Raw genomic sequence first — 21,931 nt, 5'->3', positions numbered from 1 at the left:
CACGCCCCGGGAGGGTTGCCTCGCGGTGGGGTGGGAGGATGGAATGGGGTGGAAACTCCCCATTGAATCCCGTGCGAGCCACAACCCCATGAACCGACCGTCCGACGGTGACCTGTCCATCGATACGGTCCTGCGCAACACCTACAAGGTCGTCTCCATCCTCGGACGCGGCGGAATGGGCTCGGTGTACCTGGCCCAACACCTGCGACTGCCCGGCAAGCAGGTCGCGGTGAAGGTGCTGCGCGGCGGAGACCACCTGACCCCGGAGATCTTCGCGCGCTTCCGCCGCGAGGCCGAAATCGCCTCCCGGCTGGGTCACCCCAACATCGTCGAGGTGCTCGACTACGACACGCTGGAGGACGACACCCCGTTCCTGGTGCTCGAGTTCCTGCGCGGCGAGAGCCTCCAGGCCCGACTGGAGCGGGGGCGGCTGCCGTTGTCGGACGTCTACTCGTTCACGCGGCAGATGGGCTCGGCGCTCCAGGCCGCGCACGGCGCGGGCATCGTCCACCGCGACCTGAAGCCCGCCAACGTCTTCCTGGTCCCCACCGACTCGGGCGGCGTGGTGGGCGAGCGGCTCAAGCTGCTCGACTTCGGCATCTCCAAGGTCCTCGACTCCGGCACGGTGCAGACCCAGGAGGCGATGCTCATCGGCACGCCGCAGTACATGTCGCCGGAACAGGCCCAGGGGCGCAACAGTGAGATCGACGCGCGCACGGACATCTTCGCGCTGGGCGCCATCGTCTACGAGATGATGACGGGCACCCCCGCCTTCGGCGCGGGGGGCATCGCGCAGATGATCTTCCGCGTCGTCTACGAGCCGCCCCCGCCGCTCGCTCCGCTGTGTCCGGAGGCCCCGCCCCACGCCATCGCGGCGGTGGACAAAGCCCTGGCCAAGCGCGCCCAGGACCGCTTCCAGGACGTCGCGTCCTTCGTGGAGGCGCTCACCGGCAGCCCGCTGCACACGCTCTCCTCCGCCACCGGCTCCCACGCCGCGCTGCCCCGTCCCTCCGGCACGCCCTCCGGCGTCGCGCTGCCCTCGGAGGGGCCGCCGTCGCTGTCCAACACCCTGCCGCCGGGCAGCCTCCAGAAGGGCCCCGATACGGGCCGCCTCGCCTTCGACGACACCCTGGCCCCGGGCTCCTCGGGCAACCAGGGCGTGGTGCAGCCCGTGCGCGGCTTCGCGTCCGGAGGCACCGGCCAGATGGGCGTCGCCCAGGCGCAGGCCGGCTTCGCCAGCGGCGGCACCGGGCAGATGGGCGTCGCCCAGGCGCAGGCTCCCGCCGGTGGCTTCGCGGCGGGCGGCACCGGACAGATGGGCGTCGCCCAGGCGCAGGCTCCCTCTGGAGGCTTCGCGGCGGGTGGCACCGGACAGATGGGCGTCGCCCAGGCGCAGGCCGCCACGCCCAAGGTCCCGCTGATGGACCCGCCGGGCCTGGACCCCACGCTCATCTCCCAGCAGGCCCCGTCGCTCCCTCCGCCCGTCGCGGGTCAGAGCCTGGTCGCCCCCGCGCCGGTGCCCTCCGCCGTGGCCCCGAGCACCGCGAGCCAGCCCGCGAAGAGTCGCGCGCCCCTGGCCGCCATCGCCGTGGCGGCGCTCGTCGTCGTCATCGCGGGCGGCTGGTGGGTGACCCGCCCCAAGGACGGCCCTCAGCCCACGCCGCCCGTCGCCACGGGCACGCAGGCCGTCACGCCGACGGCGAACACCGGCGCGCAGGGCACCACCCCGACGTCCCCGAACACGGGCACGCAGGGCACCACCCCGACACCTCCGCCCAACACCGGCACGCTAGCCCAGGGCACCGACACGCCCACCGGGACGACTCCCGTGCCGACGGGCACCACCCCGACGCCGGTGGACCCGCCTCCGGACGACCCCACGGGGGTGGCGACGAAGAACCCGCCCCCCTCCACACGTCCTTCCACCCGACCCGAGACTCCCGAAAAGCTGTCGGACGAGCTTCGCCAGCTTTTGGCGGACGCGGAGCGTGCTTTAAACGGGGGAGACACCGCGGAGGCCATCCGTCTGGCTCGGAGCAGCCAGCGGCGGGAACCCAAGGTCATCCCACTGGCGTCCTACTCGCTGCTCACCCGGGCCTTCTGCCGTCAGGGAGACCTCAGCAACGCCAAGGCCCAGTGGCCGAAGGTCTCCCGGGCGGAGCAGGCCCGGGTCCGGAAGTTCTGCAAGCAGCACGACATCGAGCTCTGACACACGGCGCCGTCCAGGAGACGGCCCCTTGATTCCCGAGGTGAATTTCTTGAGAAACCTGGTCGCGGTATTCGTCACCACGCTCGTGCTGGGGTCCACCGCCAGCCTCGCGGCGTCCCCCGTGGAGGCCGGCAAGGTGTTCGTCGGCCCCGAGGGCGAGGAGGTCGCCGTCGTTCCCCTCGCCCCGCGCTCGAACAAGAAGTACCTGCTGCGCGTGCAGGGCACCGGCTCCGAGATTGACGGCAAGGTGCTGCCGTTCGAGCTGAACGACAGCAGCTCCATGAGCAGCGAGCAGCACAGCTACAAGACCCAGTGGCGCGGCCGTGGCTACACGGTGCTGTACATGCGCAACTCCAAGTACGAGCTCTACGTCCCGGGCCGCTCCAAGGAGATTCGCGTCACCTTCGACGAGAAGCGCAGCAAGGCGCTCGACGCCGAGGACGTCTATGACCTGCACCAGAAGCAGAAGAAGGACGGCACCGTCGCGAAGCTGATGGCGTTCGACCGCAAGGGGGAGATCGCCAAGCAGGAGAAGGACTACGTCACCCACGTGCAGGACGCGAACACCGCGTGCGGCACGTCGCTCTCCGCCGCCATCGACTGGACGTCCATCAACGACGAGCAGCTCAAGGAGCTGAGCATCAGCAGCTACTGTGAGGCGCCGCTCGCGTCGCTCAAGCAGCTTTGCACCGTCTCCAACGTCGCGAAGCAGACCGTCAAGGAGAAGCTCAAGCAGGTCAGCTGCCGCTTCGGCGATGCCCTGGAGCCGAAGGTGGAGGGCGACAAGCTCATCTGGACCACCTCCCGCGACGCGTCCAATCAGCAGGAATTCGCCACGAAGTTCTTCAAGACGAACCTTTAGTCCATGAGATTTGAGATGAACTTCCAGCGTATCGCCGCCGTGGCGGTGTCCTTCGCCTGTAGCGCGTCCCTGGCCTCCGAGAGCATCCAGCCCCCCTGGGGCAAGGAGGAGAACCTGGGCCAGAAGATGGTCATGGAGTCCACCGCCGTCTGCACCGACGGCAAGGGCCACTACGTCGTCGTCACCCCCGAGGAGGAGCGCGGCGGAGACCAGCTCTTCTACGGCGACGGCAAGCAGTTCGTGCAGGTCCCGTCCATGCCCTGGACCTCCGGCACCAGCTTCGTGGACCCGCGCTTCTTCAACAAGTCCGCCAACCCGAACTTCCGCGGCCAGGACTGGCGCGTGGTGTCGGAGGTGGAGTTCGACCGCAAGGAGAAGAAGTGCACCATGCGGTGTGGTGAGAAGAACATCCCACTCACCGTGGTGGAGACGGCCCAGGGCGCGGACATCCTGCGCAAGGCCAGCTACGCCCCCAACCCGCAGGAGTTCGCCCCGTACGCGCTCCTGCGCGACACCAAGGGCAACTACTACTTCGTCGACAAGGGCATCAAGACGCCGGAGCAGAAGAACTACCGCGTCTTCATCGGTCCTCGCGGCGGCCTGAAGGCGCAGAAGATGACCAACGTCATCGCCGACTCCGAGGGCGAGATCTTCTCCACCAAGAAGGGCGACCTCCGCCTGGTGTTGGACAAGGCGAAGAGCTCGGTGTGGATCGAGAACAAGAAGAAGTCGCTGGAGCTGCGCCAGGTGCCCGTCGAGGAGAACCTGCCGCTCATCTACAACGACCTGGGTGTGTACGAGGGCATCCGCCTGGGCACGCCCTGCGACGACCAGTAGTCGTGCCTTCGGGGCCTGGACTCGTTCGGAGCCCAGGCCCCGGCAGAACCCCGGGTCGAGCGGCGGACATCCCGCCATCCCCGAGGAACCGTGGCGCCCCACGTGACGCGTCGTTAGGTTGCCGGCCCCGAACAGGAGGCCGCCCATGCGTCCGGATGAGATTCGATTCCTTCAGCAGTCCATCGAGGCCGCGCGTCGCGCGAGCAGCCGGGGTGACCAGCCGTTCGGAGCGGTGCTGGTGGATGCCCAGGGCCAGGTGCTGCTCGAGGGTGAGAACACCGTGGTGACGCAGCGCGACTGCACGGGGCACGCGGAGTCGAACCTGATGCGGGACGCGACGAAGCGCTTCACGCCGGAGGTGCTCGCGGGCTGCACGATGTACGCGAGCACGGAGCCATGCGCGATGTGCGCGGGCGCCATCTTCTGGGGCGGCGTGCGGCGGGTGGTGTTCTCGCTGTCGTCGGCGGAGTTCGCGCAGCTGGTGGGCACGGCCCGGGGAGGGCTGGCCATGTCGTGCCGCGAGGTGTTCGAGCGCGGCAGCAGCCCCACGCAGGTGGAGGGTCCCATCCCCCTGCAGGAGGCTCGCGACGTGCACACGGCCTTCTGGCGCTGAGCCGGGGCGCTTGCGTGGCTCGTGGGGTTTGCGCGAGCCTCACGCCACCCTCGTGATACTGCCCCGCTACTTCGTTCCCCATGCCACCACGCCGCCGGTGCCCGTCCTGTCGGACGCGGCCTCGGTGGTCCACGTGGTGGACACGTTCCTGTTGGACTTCCACCACATGGCGCGGTCGGAGTGGGTCGTCGGACTCGACGCGTTGGGGGCGGTGCACTTCATCCCCGCGAGCGAGCGGAGCCGGCTGCCCGCCTCGGCGCTCGCGCAGCTCGCGCACCATGAGGTCGCCACCGGTCGCACGCCCCACAGCATCGCGGCGTCGACGGTGTACTTCTTCGAGGTGGAGCTCGTCGAACACCCCGCCGACGCGGAGGGGTTCAACGACCCGGTGTACCTGTATGGACACCTGTCCGGTCCCTGGCCGAACACGTCGCCCAAGCGCGTGCCGGGGCAGCTCACCGTGACGCGCGGGGATGTGCTCGCAGGGCTGACGCGGCAGGCCCCGTACGCCTTCGAGTACGCGCAGACGCCGGAGAGCACCGCCGCGCCGCGTGGCTATCACGCGCTGTTGCCGGGAGACCGTCCTGAGGAACTCGAGGAGGGCGGCGGAGCGGTGCTCGCGTGGCCCGTGGTGCCGCCGGAGCTGCAGGTAGGCAACGCCTCCAACGGGCCGATGGTGGCGCGCATCCTCCATGACGTGCTCACGCAGCTGAAGGAGGACGCGGAGGCGAACGGAGGGCCCGCGGCGCTGGCGAAGCTGGAGCTGCCGGTGCCGAGTCGGGCCATGGCCGTCGCGGAGCTGGAGCTGCGCGGCTACGAGGTGAAGGGCGACGTGGCGGTGCTGCGCCGTCAGCACCCGGGAGTGCTCACGCGCATGGCCGAGTGGCTGCGCGCGGAGAAGGTGCGGATTCCTCCCGAGGCGGGCGCGCCCGAGTTCCTGGAGCTGGCGAGCCAGGCGCTGGCGGTGCTTCCCGGCTGGCCCACGAAGACGGAGCGAGTGCTGCGCTCACAGGTCGGCGCCGGGGACCGGCTGCCCCCGGTCTCCGCGCCGGTGCCGGTGGCGCAGGTGCCGGCACGTCCCCTGCCCCCTCGGGCTCCAGCGCCGCCCGCGCGCCCGGATGAGTGGATGCGGGACTTCCTGTCCGCGCATGCCGCGCAGAAGCCCCAGGCGGCGAAGCCCCGGCTGACGAGGACGCGGCCCGTGGCGCCGCCGCCCGCGAGGGCTGGGACGCCTGCCTGGATGGAGGACTTTGGAGCTGCTCCGGCGCCGTCCGCCGCGCAAGGTTTGCGTGAGCCGGGCGAGTCCCCCGCGCCGACGAAGAAGCCCGACTGGATGACCGACTTCGAGGACTGAGCCCCCGCTTGCGCTGGACCTTCCGGCCCGTTGGAAGGTGATAGCGTTCGGCGCATCCAGCAGGGGGAACGATGGGTCACGAGAAGCCAGTCGAGCCGTTTTCGGATCTCCACGTCGAGGAGGGGAAGGTCCGCGCGGTGTTGCTGCATGACCCGACGGTGGAGGGTCTGGACGTCGCCATCTACATGGACGCGTCCGGCAGCATGGAGGAGGAGTACAAGTACGAGCGCCCCAAGCGCTCCTTCCTGGAGTGGCTGCGAGGCGCGCCGCTGAAGGACCCGGCCAACCAGGTGGAGCCGCAGGTCCAGTGGATGCTGGAGTACCTGGCCACCAAGGACCGCAACGGCCTCTTGCGCGTCGCCTACTGGGCGGCGGGCGCGTCGGGCAAGGACGTGGAGGTGGTGGGCGAGCTCAAGGGCGTGGACGTCCAGCAGTACCGGTTCCCGGGCGCGAAGAAGCCCGGCGGGCACACCTTCATGACGCCGGCGCTGAAGGACTACGTGCGCTATTTGCGCGAGCAGGTGCAGCACGGGGCGCGGCGCGGCTGTGCGGTCATCGTCACGGACGGCAAGCTGCATGACGCGGAGGAAGTGGAGCGCTTCTCCGCGCAGGTGGCGAAGGACATCGTCGCGGGGCGACTGCCCCGGATGAACTTCGTGCTGGTGGGCGTGGGGGACGGCGTGGACGAGGAGCAGCTCGAGCGGATTGCCCATCTGGAGTACCCGGGCGTGGGGCACCTGTGGTGCCACCGCATCGCCGAGGAGATTGGCCAGGTCGCCGAGCTGGTCGCGGTGCTGGTGGACGAGAACATGACGGTGGCCGCGGGCGGCACGGTGTACGACGACCAGGGCCGGGTGCTGAAGACGTACGAGGGCCGGCTGCCGGCGGTGCTGGAGTTCGACGTGCCGGAGGGCGCGGAGAGCTTCACGCTGGAGGTGAATGGCCAGCGCTTCACGCAGCCGTTGCCGGACGAGGACCACCACGAGGACGAGGACCACCACTGATGGCCGGGCACGAGGTGGTGGTGCGTCCGTTCTCGGACGTGCATCGGATGGGGAACAAGGTGGTGGCCACGCTGCTGCATGACCCGACGGTGGAGGGGCTGGACGTCGCCCTCTACATGGATGGCTCGGCCAGCATGGAGGACGAGTACGGTCCTCGGGGTGTGCTGGCGAAGCTGGCGCCGGTGAAGAACCTGGTCGAGCCGCAGATGCGGTGGATGCTGGAGTACCTGGCGAGCAAGGACCGGGACGGGCAGGTGCGCGTGGCGTACTGGGCCACGGGGGACGGCAGCCAGTTGGAGGAGGTGGGGCTGTTGTCGGCGGTGCAGGCGAAGGACTTCCGCTTCCCGGGGCCGCGCGCCTACGGCAAGGCGACGGTGATGCTGCCGGTGCTGCGGGACTTCGTCGCGCACATGAAGCAGCAGGTGGCGAAGGGGGCGCGGCGGGGGCTGGCGGTCATCATCACGGACTCGCAGCTCTCGGACGGGGACGACGTGCGGGCGTATGCGACGCAGGTGGCGAAGGAAATTGCCGCGGGTCGCCTGCCGAGGATGAGCTTCGTCTTCGTGGGAGTGGGCGACCAGGTGGACGAGGAGCAGATGGAGGAGATCTCCCACGAGACGTACCCGGGCGTGGGCCATCTGTGGTGTCACCGCATCGCGGACCGCATGGAGGAGATGGCGGAGCTGGTGGCGGTGCTGGTGGACGAGACGATGACGGTGGCCGCGGGCGGCACGGTGTACGACGAGCAGGGCCGCACGCTGAAGTCGTACGAGGGACGGCTGCCGGCGGTGCTCGAGTTCGAGGTGCCAGCGGAGTGCAAGGCGTTCACCCTGGAGGTCGCGGGGCAGCGCTTCACGCAGCCGATTCCGGAGGAGCACGGGGACGAGGAGCACCACGAAGACGAGGCGCCCGAGCCGGTACGCGCGCCCGAGCCGGCTCCCCGGCGCAAGCACGGTGGTCATCGTCACTAGGGTTTCGAGTTTCAGGTTTCAGGTTTCACGGTTCAGGAAGAACACGCCATGTCCGAGCAGAAGAAGAGCGGTGAGCCACGCGAGCACGTCCACGGTCCGGGCTGCGAGCACGACGCCGGACATGGCGACGCACCGTCCCGCGCGGTGGGCAAGCCCGCCGCGAAGCCCGTGTTCAAGTCGCTGAAGCTCGTGGGGACGAAGGACCCGGGCAAGCACGTCCACGGGCCCGGGTGTGCGCATGACCACGCTCCCACCCATGAGCATGGTCCTGGATGCACGCATGACCACGGGCACGCACAAGAAGGACATGCACACGAGAGTGCACACGCCCCTGTCCATGAGCACGGCACTGGTGGCGCGCATGACCATGGCTCCGCGCAAGGCGGGCACGAGCATGGAGCAGGTTGCACGCATGACCACGGCCACCAGCAGGGAGCGAGCAGCCAGCACAGCGACGGCCCTGCGCACACGCACGGGGACAAGCATCAACACGGCCCGGGCTGCGACCACGCGCACGGCGGGGACGGCCACGCGCATGGCGGCAGCCACGCGCATTCAGACGGCGCCGCGTGCGACCACGACCACGGTGACGGGCATCATCACCACCACCCGAAGCCGAAGAAGATCCGCCCGCCGGGCTATCGCGCGGCGGAGGGTGGTGGCGTCGCGCTCCAGCTCGACCTGGAGGGAGCGCTGCCGGGAGAGACGAACGACCACGGCCGCTTCCAGAAGTTGGAGGAGGCGCTGGAGGCCCACCACGGCGTCCTCGACGTGCACATCCGTCGCGACCAGGGCTACGCGGAGGTCTGCCTCCACTACAACCCGAAGCTGGTGAACTCAGCGGCGCTGCTCGCGACGGCGCAGCGCACGAGCGCGCAGGTGGCGCGGCGGTACAAGGACCACACATGGTTTGTGAGAGGGATGAGCTCGGCGGACTCGGCCACGGCCATCGAGCACGGGCTCACCAAGGTGAAGGGTGTGCTGTCCGCGAATGTGGCGTACGCGAGTGAGCGGCTCGTCGTCGAGTACGACAGCGAAGAGGTCTCGCTGAGGGACATCGAGTCCCGCGCGAAGTCACTGGGATACACGCTGGAGGTCCCGAGTCACGGGCACGCGTGCTCACACCACGCGCACGGAGGTGGACTGGCGCCACTCCTGGAGATGCCGCTGGTGGTGGCCTCGGGAGTGCTGCTGGTCGCGGGCTGGTTGCTCGGGCGCTTCGCCCCTGTGCACGAGGTGGTGCCGACGGTGCTGTGGGCACTGTCCATCCTGAGTGGCGGGTTCTTCGCCATCAAAGGCTCGGTGAAGTCGCTGCTCCAACTGCGCATCGACATCGAGACGATGATGGTGGTGGCGGCGCTGGGAGCTGCGGTGTTGGGCTCCTGGTTCGAGGGAGCGTTCCTGCTCTTCCTCTTCAGCGCGGGCCATGCACTGGAGCACCGGGCGATGGACCGGGCGCGACGCTCCATCGAGTCACTCGGGGCCCTGCGTCCCGAAGTGGCGCGAGTACGCCGAGGCGCGGAGCTGGTCGAGGTCCCCGTGGCGCAGGTGCAGCGAGGAGACCGCGTCGTGGTGCGCCCGGGAGACCGGGTGCCACTGGACGGCATCATTCGGGAAGGAAAGAGCTCACTGGAGCAGGCGGCCATCACAGGCGAGTCGATGCCAGTCGCCAAGGTGCCAGGGGACGAGGTGTTCTCAGGCACGGTGAACTGCGAGGCCTTGCTGGAGGTAGAGGTCACCCGGTTGTCGTCGGAGTCCGTGCTCGCGCGAGTGGTGGACATGGTGGCGGAGGCCGAGGCGCAGAAAGGGCCGAACCAGCGCTTCGCGCAGCGACTGGAGCGCACCGTCGCGCCGCTGGTGATGATTGGCGCGGTGGTGTTCCCGGTGGTGCTGGTGTTGATGGGCACACCGCTGAAGGAAGCCATCCTCCGCGCGGTGTCCCTGCTGGTCGCCGCATCGCCGTGTGCCTTGGCCATCTCGACACCGTCGGCGGTGCTGTCCGCAGTGGCGGCCGCGGCGCGAGGCGGTGTGCTCATCAAGGGAGGCATCTACCTGGAGCTGCTCGGCAAGGTGAACGCCATCGCCTTCGACAAGACGGGCACGCTGACGATGGGCAAACCAAAGCTGCTGAGCACGGCGCCCGTGGCCGGAGTGACGGAGGAAGAACTGCTCGGCACGGCGGCGGCGGTGGAAGCCCTCTCAGCACATCCCCTGGCGCACGCGGTGGTGGAAGCGGCGGCTTCCCGAAACATCAAGCCACCGGCCGGCAGTGACATGGAGGCCATCCACGGCAAGGGATTGCGTGCCCGGATTGGCACTGATTGGGTAGACGTGGGTAGCCTCGCGCTCTTCGCGGGAGACGCCGTGCCGGCCGAAATCCAGACATGGGTGAACCGACTGGAGGAGGCGGGCCAGACGACGATGGTGGTGCGCAAGGCGAGCCGATACCTCGGCGTGCTCGGGGTGGCGGATACGGTGCGCGCCGGAGCACGGCACGTCATCTCCACGCTCAAGCAGCAGGGCATCAATCGCACGGTGATGCTGTCGGGAGACAACGCGAGGGTGGCGAAGTCCATCGCGGAGCAAGTGGGGCTCGACGAGGCGCGGGCGCCACTGATGCCGGCAGACAAGGTGACAGCGGTCCGAGAGATGGGGCGCACGGGCTCCGTGGCGATGGTGGGCGACGGTGTCAACGATGCGCCCGCGCTGGCAGCGGCATCGGTGGGCGTGGCGATGGGCGGAGCAGGCTCCGACGCGGCACTGGAGACGGCGGACGTGGTGCTGATGAGCGACGACCTGTCTCGCCTGCCCTTCGCGCTGAGCCTCGCCCGTCAGGCGACCTCGGTGATGAAGCAGAACCTGGTCATCTCACTGGGTATCAGCGCGGTGCTCATCGTCGCCTCGATCTTCGGACTGACGAGCATCAGCTCCGCGGTGGTCCTGCACGAAGGCAGCACCCTGCTCGTCGTGGCGAACGGCCTCAGGCTGCTCGCCGTTCGCCCCAAGATCCTGGGCTCCACGCCCCTGCCCTCGATGGGAATCGAGCCGGCGCCCCGTTGAAGCGCCGGAGGCAGCATCAGAAGAAATCCAGAGCCTTGCCAAACTTCTCGTCGAAGACCTCAACGGTCACGTGATGCATGACCGCGGGGTCTCCAAGCTCGACACCTCGAGGAATCGTTTCAGGCTGCTCGAGGACACTCGCGTAGAAGTCCCGCCCCTGGGCAACCACCCAGTACGCGATGTCCATCAAGCCATCCTCTGAGACCTCCTGTCCCAGTATCTGGTCGAACGGCTCTCCGCGGAGCACAGAGGAGGTCCTGACGAACTCCTCATGGAATCGAGCAACATCCGATTTACCCATCTCCCAGAGAATCTCTCGCAACGCGCTCGCCTGACCATTGGCGCGCCGGAGGATGTCCCAGAACCACGCAGAACCCCCATCCTCGCCAGTCAACAAAACAGCCATATTCAGTACCTCCAAAACATTCAGGCCAACGCTATCCCGTTTCCCCAAGCGGAATCGGAGCCCCCCCCGGCATAATGAACCCGGCCAACTCCTTTACGCACACCCAAGGCAACGATTGGCCCAACAAAGGTCGACGAACCATCCGTCGAGGACAGTTGAGCTTGCGGTGCGACGAGCGCGGAGATGTTCCGGAGTACCACGCGTCCAGGAGTCCTGGGTGGTATGCTCGACGCGGCACAACGCTAGGATGAAGTCGAGCGCCGTCTTGGACTCGGGCGCAGTGGAAAGCGCGTCGAAGAATTTGCGGCACACGTGCGCCCAACACTCCACTCGCACGTGCCCTCTGGCGCCGTCGCATCCTGAAGAGAACCGGCGTGCCCGCCTCTGCCCAGCACGCCGGCCCTCGGCCGGATACCATCAAGAAGCGCACTGGAATTATATCCAGAGCGCCAGACCTCCCGAGTCACACTTCACGAGCAGACAAGACCCGATCGAAAAGCGAATGAGCATATCGAACCACTTCATTCAAGTCCGAGAAAGCCACCTCATCCTGCCCCAATCCATGACTCCCACTGAGAATCATCCAGCGGCCATCGAGATGGCGCAGCACAAAAGACTCTCTCCACCCACGCACCCCATCACCTCTCTCAAAGCGAAGATCCTGCCTACTCACAAAAACAGCCGTCTCGTAGTCAAAAGGAGTAGGCCGCGCATGCAAACCCCGCTCAGTCAAAACCTGCACCACTTCATCCAAATCCATAAACACCTCCAATCCCATAAAAAGCAAAGACCTCGCGACTCCCTCCAATACACTCAATCTACTTCAAGTCCCATGGCGGACAAGTCGACCTTCTTGCCTCTAAGGTAGAAGCTCGACTTATCTTGGAAATACGTCGCGGCCTGATAAAACTCCCAATTGGTAATATTCTTCGATCCAATACCATCCCGGCCTGCCGCATAAACATCCCGGAGCGTTGTCCTCCCGAGCATCATGCCATCGAGATTGAAGTGAATCTCCTTCGAGTCCTTCATGAGGTTCCCCAACCGGACGCCCAGTTCCGTAAAATTATCAGGATCCTCTGGATAAAAATCCCAATACGTTTTCCCCTTTACGTGCTTCGCAAAACGCTGAACCAACCCATCGCGAAGGTGGTCCGGATGCTGCCCCAATCCCAGCGCAAGCCGATACCCCTCTCCTGTCTTGGAGGATGTTTTTAGAGCAGCGACTTTTCCGGCAGTGGCTCCACTTATGGCCAACACCCCCTCTATAGCTTTGCCCTTCAGATACCCTTCTCCAGCATTCAATGCGAGGCGGGTCTCGACCTCCGCCGCCTCCCCCATTGCGCTCGCGAACCTATCTCCAATGCGAGAGGCCTGCTTTGAGGCAATGGCGTCAGTAACAGCAAACTTGGCAGTCTCACCGGCGCTCTGCTTGAAGGATTCAACGACCTCTTCCACTTGGTTTCCAGCAGACCTTAGCTTTCGGACGACTGGTAGCCCAGACAGGTATTCACTCGTCCGCCCTCCAGCAACGCCAAGAGCGCGTCTCACCTGCTCAACACGCCACTCCGTCGCGCTCGTATTGCAGGCCAGATAACCGCAGACAGTCGACTCCAGTTGCCCGCGATCCTGCATGAGCCCCTGCAGTTTCGACGCAGCTGACTCACCCCTGTACTGATAAGCACTCTCATGAAGAACGCCAGCGAGCTGTTCGTCGCTGAGTTGAGCAAGTTCGGCACTATAGAACTGTCCCTGAGATTGCTTTCCGAAGTCCGTCAGCTCGACTGCCTCATATCCATTCAGATCGACATAACCCAGAGGATTTGCGCGAGCGTACACGTTTCGATGCAGACTTGGAGCATCGCTCACATCACCCTCAAAGTTATCTCGACTGATGAACCTCCCCACCTTGCCGTTGTAGTACCGGGCCCGCGCATAGGTAAGCCCCGTCTCCACGTCGTACTGATGCCCCGTGAAGCCAAGCTTGAACTCACCGGCAATGGGCGTCGAGTCTGCTCGGTAATTGCCCCATGCGTCGTACCGTCGGACTGCGGTAACAAAGCCCCCCGGCCTGACAGAGACGCCATCTGTCACGCTGCCCAGAACATCTGAGAGCAAGAAGGTCGGGATCCCATTCGAAGCATCACTGTCTTTGACCGCCAGCGGCCCCTTTGCATAGTGATAACGGCGCTGCGGCACCCACGGGCTCTGGCTCCCATCGACCTCCTGCAAAACGAACCCGTCATCCAGGACGTATGAGACATTCTCGGAAGCCGTCTTCCGCCTGATGCGCTGAAGGTCGCTGTCGTAGTCGTACCGTCCGAGTTCCACCCCATTGTCGAACACCGCCGTCAACGTGTTCCGGACGTCCCACGCGAAGGTGCGCTCATTGTCCGGAATCTGCCCCTCAGCGGGACGCGTTGTCATTTTCGCCAGGTTGCCCGCCAAGTCGTACTCGTGCAGGACATCCAGCGCGGAGTTCTTCAAGTCCACGGACCAGCGTGGCCAGTCGACCCGATTGAACGTTGTGGCTACATTCCGAGTCAGCACCGATTCCGGCACCGACTCGAATGCATCGGGCCCAAGTCCGAGGCTCACCACTGCCGACGTCGGAGCCTCGCGCTCGCCCGTGCGGTTTCCCACGAAATCCAACTGATAGAGCGTGGTCTTCCCGTCTGGCCCTGCAACCCCCGTGAGGCGGTTCAAGACGTCATAGCCATAGGACGTCAACTCAACAGGACCGCTCGTGTTCGTTTGAAGCGACCGGCGCGACTCGGCCTGTGTAATGCGGTTCCCATTCGCGTCATACGTATACGCATAGTGACTGATCGTTCCCGACGAGCAGTCCCCGCTACCAAAGCCACGCACCACCGACATCTGGGTGAGCCGCCCAGCCACGTCATAGCAGCGGTGTTCGGTCACACCACTGGACCATTCAGTCCTCTTCAACAAGGAGTCGGGCCAGTAGTAGTAGTACACACCTCCGCTCGAAGGGAGCCCCGCGCTCGTCAACCGCCCCAGAGCGTCGTACTCGTACACCGTAGCGACTCCATCCGGGTCCACCACACGTGTGCGGTGCCCCATGGCGTCGTACTCATACGCAACCTGCTTCCCGTCGAACTGGCGCAGCCGTGTCTTGACCCGGTCAAGCGCATCGAACGTAAACGTCGTCACTTCACTGACGTCACCATTCGACGTCTTCTTGAGCTGATTCACCTGCGTCGTATTGCCCTCGCCGTCGTACAGGAAGCTCTCGGCCTCCAACGAGGGTAGTTCTCGAGGCAACGTATGCTGCGAGTAGGCCTTTTCTGTCAGCCGATTCAGCAACCCATGCGTGTAGACTGTCCGCTGCCCCTTAGGGTCAACCGTTGACGCCAGGTTCCCGTTCGCATCGTACGTGTACCGCCAGGTGAGGGTTCCCACATTGCTGAAGGGCGCGGCTCCGGCCTCGAACAGAGGAATGACGTTCTGGCGCCCACCCGTGATGGGCCTGTGGAGGTCGAGATGCTGATGCTCTGCCGTACGGAGATTCCGCGCATCATACTCGTAGGTCGTGAGATGCCCGTTGGCATCTTGCTTCGCTATGAGATTTCGCGCGGGATCATACATGAAAATATGGACAAGCGAGTTCTCGTCGTAGACCGTCAGCCTCTTTCCGAACTCGTCGCTCGAGAAAAGAGCAGACGGCACGCTCGATCGGCATTCCTCGAACAGCGAGTCAATACTCATGCCTGCTGCGCCACCATGAGGCAGCGTGGGCTGAGCATTAGGCTTCACCTCGCATTCCAGGTTGCCCATCCCATCGAAGGTACGGATGGTGACTTCGTTGAGCGCATTCTCCTCACGAACCCGACGACCCAGGTCATCGTAGGAGTAACGCATATCGAAGGCGAACCCGATCACACGGGGGCCCTTCTTCTCAATCAACTGCCCAGCAGCGTCATACTGGAATGTCGACGTCGCCGAATCCGCAGTCCCCGCGCCTGTCGTCTCAGCGAGCACACGCCCCGCGCCGTCATGGAGGCGCTCCGTCGCGTATCCGTTCGCATCCACGGAGCGCACGACATTGCTCCCCGCGTCATAGTTCCAGGACTCCTCGGCAACCGCGTCCCCTTGCCCTCGGACCACGCGAACCTTGCGACCAAGGCCATCGGAATGACTCACCGTGGGCACGTTCCGACGATTCACATACGTCTGCTTGCGCTCCGCGTCGCTGTAGCTCCAGGACTGGCTGTAGGCCGCGGACTGTCCGACGGACTCGTGATCGGTTTGGCTCACCAATCGCCCCACAGCATCGTACGAGAACCGCGTCACCTGCCCCTTCGCGTCCTTCTCCTGTCGCTTGTAGAGCGCGTCGAAGCGCGTCTCCCAGGCGTACCCTCCCGCGTCGATTCGGCGAACCTCTCGCTTGAGTCCATCCCGGTGAAGCACGGTCAGATTGTTCCGCGCATCCAACACCTCCTCTTGGACAAGACCGTCGAGCCCTGGGACATCCTGGTAGGCCCGCTGACTCCAAGTGAGCCAAATGCTCTGTTTGGAGAACTTCTCCTTGATCTCCTCGGTCCGCACACGTCCCAGCGCATCAAAGTTGAAGCGCCGCTCCAGACCGCGCGGGTCCGACGAGCCAATGACGTTTCCTTCGCCGTCGAAGGTCTGGGACTCCGACACATCCATCGGGCGAAGCACCATCGTCCGACGCCCCAGGGCATCATGAACCGTCTCTGTACGGCGCCCGAGCGCGTCGACCTGCGCCGCCACACGCCCGTAGGAGTCGTACTCCACCGTGCTCGTTAGATTGAGCGCGGGCCCAATCCCAGTCACGTCAGGCTGGCGAGACAACGGACCGCCGCTCGCGTCCTCCACCGTCTGGATGACTCGGCCCAATCCATCGAAGTACCTGGCCTGAAGGAAGCCTCGAGCATTGCGCGTCCACTCGACATGCGCGCCGTCGTCGTGGACCGTCTGGGTCGTGTAGACGTGCTGGCCCGACTCCTTCGCCACCGTCTCCACCGTCGAGAGCACGCGGCCCAGACCATCATACGTCGCGCTTCGCATGCGGTGCTGGACGCCACCGGCCTCCCACCGCACCTCCGTCACATTGCCCCGCCCGTCATGGCGCCGGCGCTCCACGCGCCCGGCCGCATCCGTCAGGACCGTGGCACGCCCCAACAGGTCGTAGTCGACCGTGCTCGCGTGCCCGTTCCCATCCGCCTGCCGAACCCGCTGGCCCTTCAGGTCATACGCGGACGTCAGCGTATACCGCACCGCCCCCGAGGACTCCGCCGCCCCCGGCACCTCGGGCGTCTTCTCCTCGATGACCCGATAGAGCGAGTCCAGCAGGTACGTCCGGTCATGGCCAGACAGGTCCGACTCCCACACCTTGTTGCCCACGGCGTCGTAAGCGAACCGAGCCACCGTCCGCGTACGCCCCACCTCGTCGGCACTCCCTCGATTGGCGAGAAATCGAGGCGCATCCTCGACCGACACCCTGACCCTCACCGGACGGTCCGCGAAGTCGTACTCCGTGGACGTCTGGACACCTCGTCTGTCCGTCACCGACGTGCGATTTCCCGCCTCGTCGTAGGCGAACCAGGTCTCCAGTGGAGCCGTCAGCCCACCACCGGACTCCCGCGTGACCACCCGTCGACCTGCCGCATCCAGATCGTGCGTCCGGACAAAGTCTTCTCCAATCTCCTCCCGCCAGAGCACGCCCCCCGGAGTGAACGACATCGCGCGAACCGTCCCCGGTCCCTGGGTGTTGAGCTGCTCCTCCCGCACCACGCGGTCAAGCCCATCCCATTCCTGGGTCCGATGGCGCCCCAGTCCGTCCCACTCCGCCAGCAAGCGCCCCCGGGCGTCGTGCGAATACTCCACCGACACCGTGGAGGCGCCATTCACCTGGAGCGTCTTCGACTGCACCTGCCCATAGACGTCGTAGGCGGTTGCGCGCTCCACGTGTCCATCCGCGCCAACCGATTCGACCCAGTCACCCGTGAGCGCGCGTGTCGGACACGACGCGTTCTCGACACCGCAATACTTCCACCGCAACACCACATCCTGAGGAGACTCCGACAGCGAGGACACCGCGTCCGCACACGTCCCCACGGAGGACAGGACCTGGCGCGAAACCCGATTCACATAGCGACGCGTCTCCAGGATTCGCCCCGTGCCGAACGGCAGGAGGTCCTCGGGTGCATCCCCTGTGGAGTCGACGCGAGACACCGTCGCATACCCCTCTGGATCCACATGACAGACGAGCACATTGAAGCTCGCTTCATAGCCCCACTTCTCCACCACTTCGGAGACCACCTGCCCCTGTGCATCCTTCACGCCCGCCGTGGCCGCCACACCGGCAGAAGACGCGAGAGCACTCCCCTCGATACGACGGGCAATCAGGTTGCCCTTCTCGTCATAAGCAAAGCGCGTCACCCGCCCCCGAGCGTCTTGCTCCACTTCTCGCGTCCGATGCTGGCGGTCCCACAGCGAAGCCGTCGTGGCCACCACGCCGTCGGACACCGGCCGCTCCAGCTCCGCGACACCACCCGTGGCAATCATCCGATATCGCGTCGCGGGCACCTCCGGTCGAGGCCCCTTCACCTCGGTGGCGAAGGTGGTGAGCGACTGCCCCAGCACGGTTCGCGACTCGGGCGCGATGCTGTACGTGAACAGGGTCGTGGCCTCCTGCGGCGGCTGCGTTGAGAGCGTCTCCTGCACGGCCCTCACCCGCGTGTCCTTGTTCGTCAGGAACAGGTAGTCGCTCTCACCCGCCATCGGGGCGCTGGCATCATGGTAGGTGTAGCGAACCACCTGACCATCCGGCCCCGTGTATTGAGACATCCGCGTCCGCCCCACCTCGGAAACGCCGGTCTCGTAGGCATATGACTCCACCCTGGCCGGCGAGAAAGCCCCACAGCCCTCGTCGTAGCGCGCCACCTCAGTCAGCCGCTGCTGGTCGTCGTATTTGTACTGGACACAGACATTCAACGAGGTCAGCGCCGTGGCGTCCACGCTGGTCGCGTGATGCAACTGCACGCGATGGAGCTGAATGCGGCCCGACTGCCGCTGATGGCTCAACTGGAGCAAGCGGCCACTCGACTCGTCGTAGATGCGAGTCAGCGCCCTGTCCACGGAAGCATCGCCGTAGCGCAACGAGACCTTGTGTCCCGTCGGAGCGACGATGGACGTCAGCCGGTACCTGGCCGGGAACACCGAGGTGTCGAAGTAGCCATGCCGATACTCCACGCCCGTCTTCGAGCGGAAGATGAACTCGCGACCAGCCCCCATCCCCTCGACACGCAAGGTTCCGTGGAAGCCGCGCTGGGGCACACACCCCACGCCCTCCCCCGTGCAGTTGAACGTTTGACCGCTGCCTTCACCTCCCACGACCACGTAGCGGAATCCGCCCCCCACGGGCAGCACGGCGCCCTCGTAGCCGTGAGACCAGCCCGGCCCCAGCAGCCCCTCCTCGGCCACACCCGAGGAGTACGTTCGCGTCCACGCCAGCCCGACACCTCGGCTTGGGGACTCGACATCCGTTGCCTGTCGCACCAGATGCCCATCCACGACACTGACGCCCTTGACGAAGGTATGGGAGACGGGAAGCTTGCCCATGCTCCCCACGAGCGTCGTCAGCGGCACGGCTTTGTGGAGGGGCTCCTGATTCGGATTCTCCGGAGCCAGTGTGACGTCCACGTCCTCGGTCCCCACCGAGCCCGGAGGCACATCCACCCATGCGAAGCCATCGAGCCCCTGGGTCACAGAACCGCTCAGGGGAATCACCTCGGTGATGCCCGAGAAATTCGTGCGCACCCTCGCCGAGGCCAGTTCCGTCCCCATCCGAGAAACCACGAGGCGCCCATCGATGTAGACCTTCACCCCCAGTTTCGCGGGGAAGGCCATGGGGGACTGTGCATCCTCATCGGGAGGCTGACCCGGCGCGGGCTTCTGGGCCGAGACGAAATCCCAGGCGGGCAACATCCATTTCGCCGCCAGCGGAAGGCCCGCGACAATGAGGTCGGAGTCGGGCCGATGGACTTCGACCTCCTCGCTGGACTGCAGAACCTTCACGGGTTGAGCTCCGACGTAGTCCTTCGCGAAGACCTCGAAGCGAACCCGTCCACCTTGAGTTCCGGTCAAGATTGGAAGAATGAACTGAAAATTGCTCGCCTCGGGCAGCACGATGTCGTTGTCGGCATCTCGCTCATAACTCCCGACAGCCAACACAGCGTCTCCAGCAGCATGAGGCTGCACCGAAACTCGGACATAGACTCGGTCGGAGGTGCGATTCACTACCAACGCCCCCAAACCCGAGTCCGAGGTCAGCGACAGTCCCCCCGTCGGAACAATCTGGCCGCCAGGAAGGACGCGACGCGATGCGAGCGAGGGAGTCGTGGACGAGTTGACGCCATAGAGCGGACGGTTGCAGCACACCTGCTCAACCTGATTGTTGGCACGACGCTCGTAGACGAACCCATACGAGATGACCCGCTGCCAACCCTCAGGCAGCAGGTAGCGCTGACGAAAGACCACCGTCTTGTCGTCATCCAATGGATCCGAACCGACCTGACTGGGCGGCACGTCAACCGATGCCACCTGGACACTGCCCAGTTCGTCCAAGGTCTGGATGCGAACCATGACACCGAGCAGGTCGGGCTCATTGCCGGTCACAGGGACCCAGTCAGGAGTATTCAAGGGCCTCCGCAGGATCTGACTGACCATCTTCAGAGGAGAAGTCGTTTCGTAGGCTCCGTTGAAGTGGTGGTTGCTCGTGACCCGGTATGTATACGTCGCAGTGCTATTGACGTTGATCGAGATGGTCTTGCTGAGGGTGCCCACGGCCGCGGTGACGTAGTAGATCCCCCGGGTGGGCCCTGGGATGTAGCCGGGCCCCGCCAAACCATCGATGTCTGCCCAGTCATCCATCGCCATGAGCTGTAGCGGGCTGGTGGTATCCAGCATCTGGGGGCTCATCACCCCCTGAAACCGGAAGAAGCGCCCCGTCGTCATCGATTGGGTCCAGGACACCTTCTGATTCGTGCAGGGATTTCCGTAGCGATCGAGGATGCGCGCGAAGAGCGGCGTCCAAAGCTGAATCGCGGTTTCATGCAGGTCATTGAGGTTCGCCAGGCGATCGATGACCGCCGGAACGTCGGGCCGACCGACATGACCGAAGGGGGTTGACAGAGCGAAGGTCTCGGTGCCGTTCGTGGTCTCCGCCGTCACCAGGGTGTACCCAAGCCGCTGCATGTGGGGCGTACCCTGTCGACGAATGTGGTACCGGGCGATGTTCGTATCCGGGAGGACCCGGACCGATGCCAGGCCGTTCTCATCGGTGAGGACCGTGAGTTGCGTGGCAGGGGTCGTTCCCCCCGACACCGAGAGGAACCCTGGCACCGAAGGAGCGCCCCCCTTGAACGTCACCGGAGCCCCCAACACCGGCTCTCCGTTGGCGGTCGTCACGCGCACAGTGACGGGCTGCGGAAGTGGCTGACCGACAACACCTTCCTGAAAGTCGGTGGCGGAGAGCTTCTCGATGCGAGCGACCTGGCTCACATCATCGACAGTGAGTTGGGTCTCCCAGGCCAAGGACTTCGACCTCAACTCAAGAACTCCATCATGCGGATCTCCGTCCCGCAGCAGGAGCCATGCACGTGCGTAGCCGCCTTGCATGCGCTTCTCGAGGTCGTGGAGCCGCCGCTCGATCGACGCTTGAACGTCCGCGCGATAGGCACGCGCGGCCGCATCTCCGTCGCGCTTGGAATGGAGCTGCTGCAGGACCTCCTGCAACACTTCGCGCGACTTCTCGAGCGCACTCCTCTCGGAGTCCGACGGCCATGGAGAGTGCCAGAATCGCGTCCACCAAGGAGCCCGTTCGCCAAGGGCGTCATGGGACCTGGTCAATGCTTCGGAGAGTTCGGATTGAGCAACGTCTCGCTGCGACTCCCATACCGCACGAGCATCTTCATAGGCTCGCGTCCCGTCTTCCCCCAACTCCCTCGCTTCGGACCGCAGAAGCGGACTGGAAAGCTCGAACGGCGCGTCCTCTGCGACCGGCGGATAGGTCTTCACCCACGTCGGAGCCCTCTGCTCGGCGCGTGCGGTCATTCCCCCAAGGAGCACCAACGCTACAAGTACCCAGAGACCCGACATCATCGAGCCCCCCTGCCTATCTCTCGGTCCCAATGTCCACCCCAATCACTGACGTCTAGATTTCACACACCAGGTCCAGGCGGGCCATTCCGCACACACACCGATAGAGGCCCTGTCCTGGGTCATCAATTCGCGAAGGCGCAGAGAAGTGCGGAGCACTCCCAAGCTGACGCCCCCCTTGCAATTGGCTTTCCAGGGAAGCAGAGGCATGTCGCCTCCAATCCCACACACAAGATAGGGGTCTTGCCCCTTGCTGCCGAGAGGCCCGGTCCAGCTCCGCACGCGCTCAATCGCCAGAGTGAGCAGCCACCGAATCGGTGTCCCGCAGCATGGACAGCCGTCTACCGCGAGAGACTTCGAACCAAGGCTCCTGGACGGATGGGGCCTCCCGCCTCATCCCCCCAGGGGTGGGGACGCATACAGTTCGATGCTCATGGTGGACGGGATTCATAGGCCCCTACGAGGG

The 21,931-nt window shown here is 65.5% G+C and carries 12 protein-coding genes; 8 read left to right on the top strand and 4 right to left on the bottom strand.

The annotated features are described in order from the left end of the window. Nucleotides 1-88 precede the first annotated feature (88 nt). The 8 genes from K8640_RS19165 to K8640_RS19130 all read left to right on the top strand — a co-directional run bounded on the left by K8640_RS19165 (nucleotide 89) and on the right by K8640_RS19130 (nucleotide 10,910). Nucleotides 89-2,209: a serine/threonine-protein kinase gene (locus tag K8640_RS19165; protein ID WP_223748334.1), complete on the top strand. Its 2,121-nt coding sequence runs from the start codon at nucleotides 89-91 to the stop codon at nucleotides 2,207-2,209. Nucleotides 2,210-2,249: 40 nt separating this feature from the next. Further along, complete coding sequence (locus tag K8640_RS19160) at nucleotides 2,250-3,071, top strand: hypothetical protein (RefSeq protein WP_223748333.1); 822 nt, start codon at nucleotides 2,250-2,252, stop codon at nucleotides 3,069-3,071. A gap of 15 nt (nucleotides 3,072-3,086) precedes the next feature. Then, nucleotides 3,087-3,908: a hypothetical protein gene (locus tag K8640_RS19155; RefSeq protein WP_223748332.1), complete on the top strand. Its 822-nt coding sequence runs from the start codon at nucleotides 3,087-3,089 to the stop codon at nucleotides 3,906-3,908. 145 nt (nucleotides 3,909-4,053) lie between these two features. Then, nucleotides 4,054-4,521 (top strand): nucleoside deaminase, encoded by a 468-nt coding sequence (locus tag K8640_RS19150; protein ID WP_141328066.1) that lies wholly within the window; start codon nucleotides 4,054-4,056, stop codon nucleotides 4,519-4,521. Between the two features lie 52 nt (nucleotides 4,522-4,573). Beyond that, a complete protein-coding gene (locus K8640_RS19145) occupies nucleotides 4,574-5,875 on the top strand; it encodes a hypothetical protein (RefSeq protein ID WP_223748331.1) in 1,302 nt (433 codons plus the stop codon). A gap of 71 nt (nucleotides 5,876-5,946) precedes the next feature. Continuing rightward, entirely contained in the window at nucleotides 5,947-6,879 is a 933-nt protein-coding gene (locus tag K8640_RS19140) for a vWA domain-containing protein (RefSeq protein WP_223748330.1), read from the top strand. Beyond that, entirely contained in the window at nucleotides 6,879-7,850 is a 972-nt protein-coding gene (locus K8640_RS19135; RefSeq protein ID WP_141328060.1) for a vWA domain-containing protein, read from the top strand. Before K8640_RS19140 ends, K8640_RS19135 begins: the two co-directional genes overlap by 1 nt. Nucleotides 7,851-7,898: 48 nt before the next feature. Further along, on the top strand, nucleotides 7,899-10,910 hold the full coding sequence (locus K8640_RS19130; protein WP_223748329.1) for a heavy metal translocating P-type ATPase: 3,012 nt from the start codon (nucleotides 7,899-7,901) through the stop codon (nucleotides 10,908-10,910). 16 nt (nucleotides 10,911-10,926) lie between these two features. Here the strand turns inward: K8640_RS19130 and K8640_RS19125 are convergent, their stop codons facing one another. The 4 genes from K8640_RS19125 to K8640_RS19110 all read right to left on the bottom strand — a co-directional run bounded on the left by K8640_RS19125 (nucleotide 10,927) and on the right by K8640_RS19110 (nucleotide 21,105). Beyond that, nucleotides 10,927-11,316 carry a DUF4240 domain-containing protein gene (locus tag K8640_RS19125; RefSeq protein ID WP_141328058.1) on the bottom strand — a complete coding sequence of 130 codons (390 nt, stop codon included), beginning with the start codon at nucleotides 11,314-11,316 and terminating at the stop codon, nucleotides 10,927-10,929. Nucleotides 11,317-11,409: 93 nt separating this feature from the next. Next, nucleotides 11,410-11,646, bottom strand: coding sequence for a transposase (locus K8640_RS43150; RefSeq protein WP_223748546.1), 237 nt, complete (start codon nucleotides 11,644-11,646; stop codon nucleotides 11,410-11,412). Between the two features lie 133 nt (nucleotides 11,647-11,779). Beyond that, complete coding sequence (locus K8640_RS19115) at nucleotides 11,780-12,076, bottom strand: hypothetical protein (protein WP_141328054.1); 297 nt, start codon at nucleotides 12,074-12,076, stop codon at nucleotides 11,780-11,782. A gap of 53 nt (nucleotides 12,077-12,129) precedes the next feature. After that, entirely contained in the window at nucleotides 12,130-21,105 is an 8,976-nt protein-coding gene (locus K8640_RS19110; protein WP_223748328.1) for an RHS repeat-associated core domain-containing protein, read from the bottom strand. Nucleotides 21,106-21,931: the final 826 nt, after the last annotated feature.

Source organism: Myxococcus sp. XM-1-1-1 (assembly GCF_020037095.1).
Lineage (GTDB): Bacteria > Myxococcota > Myxococcia > Myxococcales > Myxococcaceae > Myxococcus > Myxococcus fulvus.
This window is presented reverse-complemented; position numbering and strand designations above follow the sequence as displayed.

Excerpts from the sequence above, each read along its gene's own strand:
- K8640_RS19135 (WP_141328060.1), top strand. The coding sequence starts at position 6,879 with ATGGCCGGGCACGAGGTGGTGGTGCGTCCGTTCTCGGACGTGCATCGG.
- K8640_RS19115 (WP_141328054.1), bottom strand. The coding sequence starts at position 12,076 with ATGGATTTGGATGAAGTGGTGCAGGTTTTGACTGAGCGGGGTTTGCAT.
- K8640_RS19140 (WP_223748330.1), top strand. The coding sequence starts at position 5,947 with ATGGGTCACGAGAAGCCAGTCGAGCCGTTTTCGGATCTCCACGTCGAG.
- K8640_RS19130 (WP_223748329.1), top strand. The coding sequence starts at position 7,899 with ATGTCCGAGCAGAAGAAGAGCGGTGAGCCACGCGAGCACGTCCACGGT.
- K8640_RS19155 (WP_223748332.1), top strand. The coding sequence starts at position 3,087 with ATGAACTTCCAGCGTATCGCCGCCGTGGCGGTGTCCTTCGCCTGTAGC.
- K8640_RS19165 (WP_223748334.1), top strand. The coding sequence starts at position 89 with ATGAACCGACCGTCCGACGGTGACCTGTCCATCGATACGGTCCTGCGC.
- K8640_RS19125 (WP_141328058.1), bottom strand. The coding sequence starts at position 11,316 with ATGGCTGTTTTGTTGACTGGCGAGGATGGGGGTTCTGCGTGGTTCTGG.
- K8640_RS19150 (WP_141328066.1), top strand. The coding sequence starts at position 4,054 with ATGCGTCCGGATGAGATTCGATTCCTTCAGCAGTCCATCGAGGCCGCG.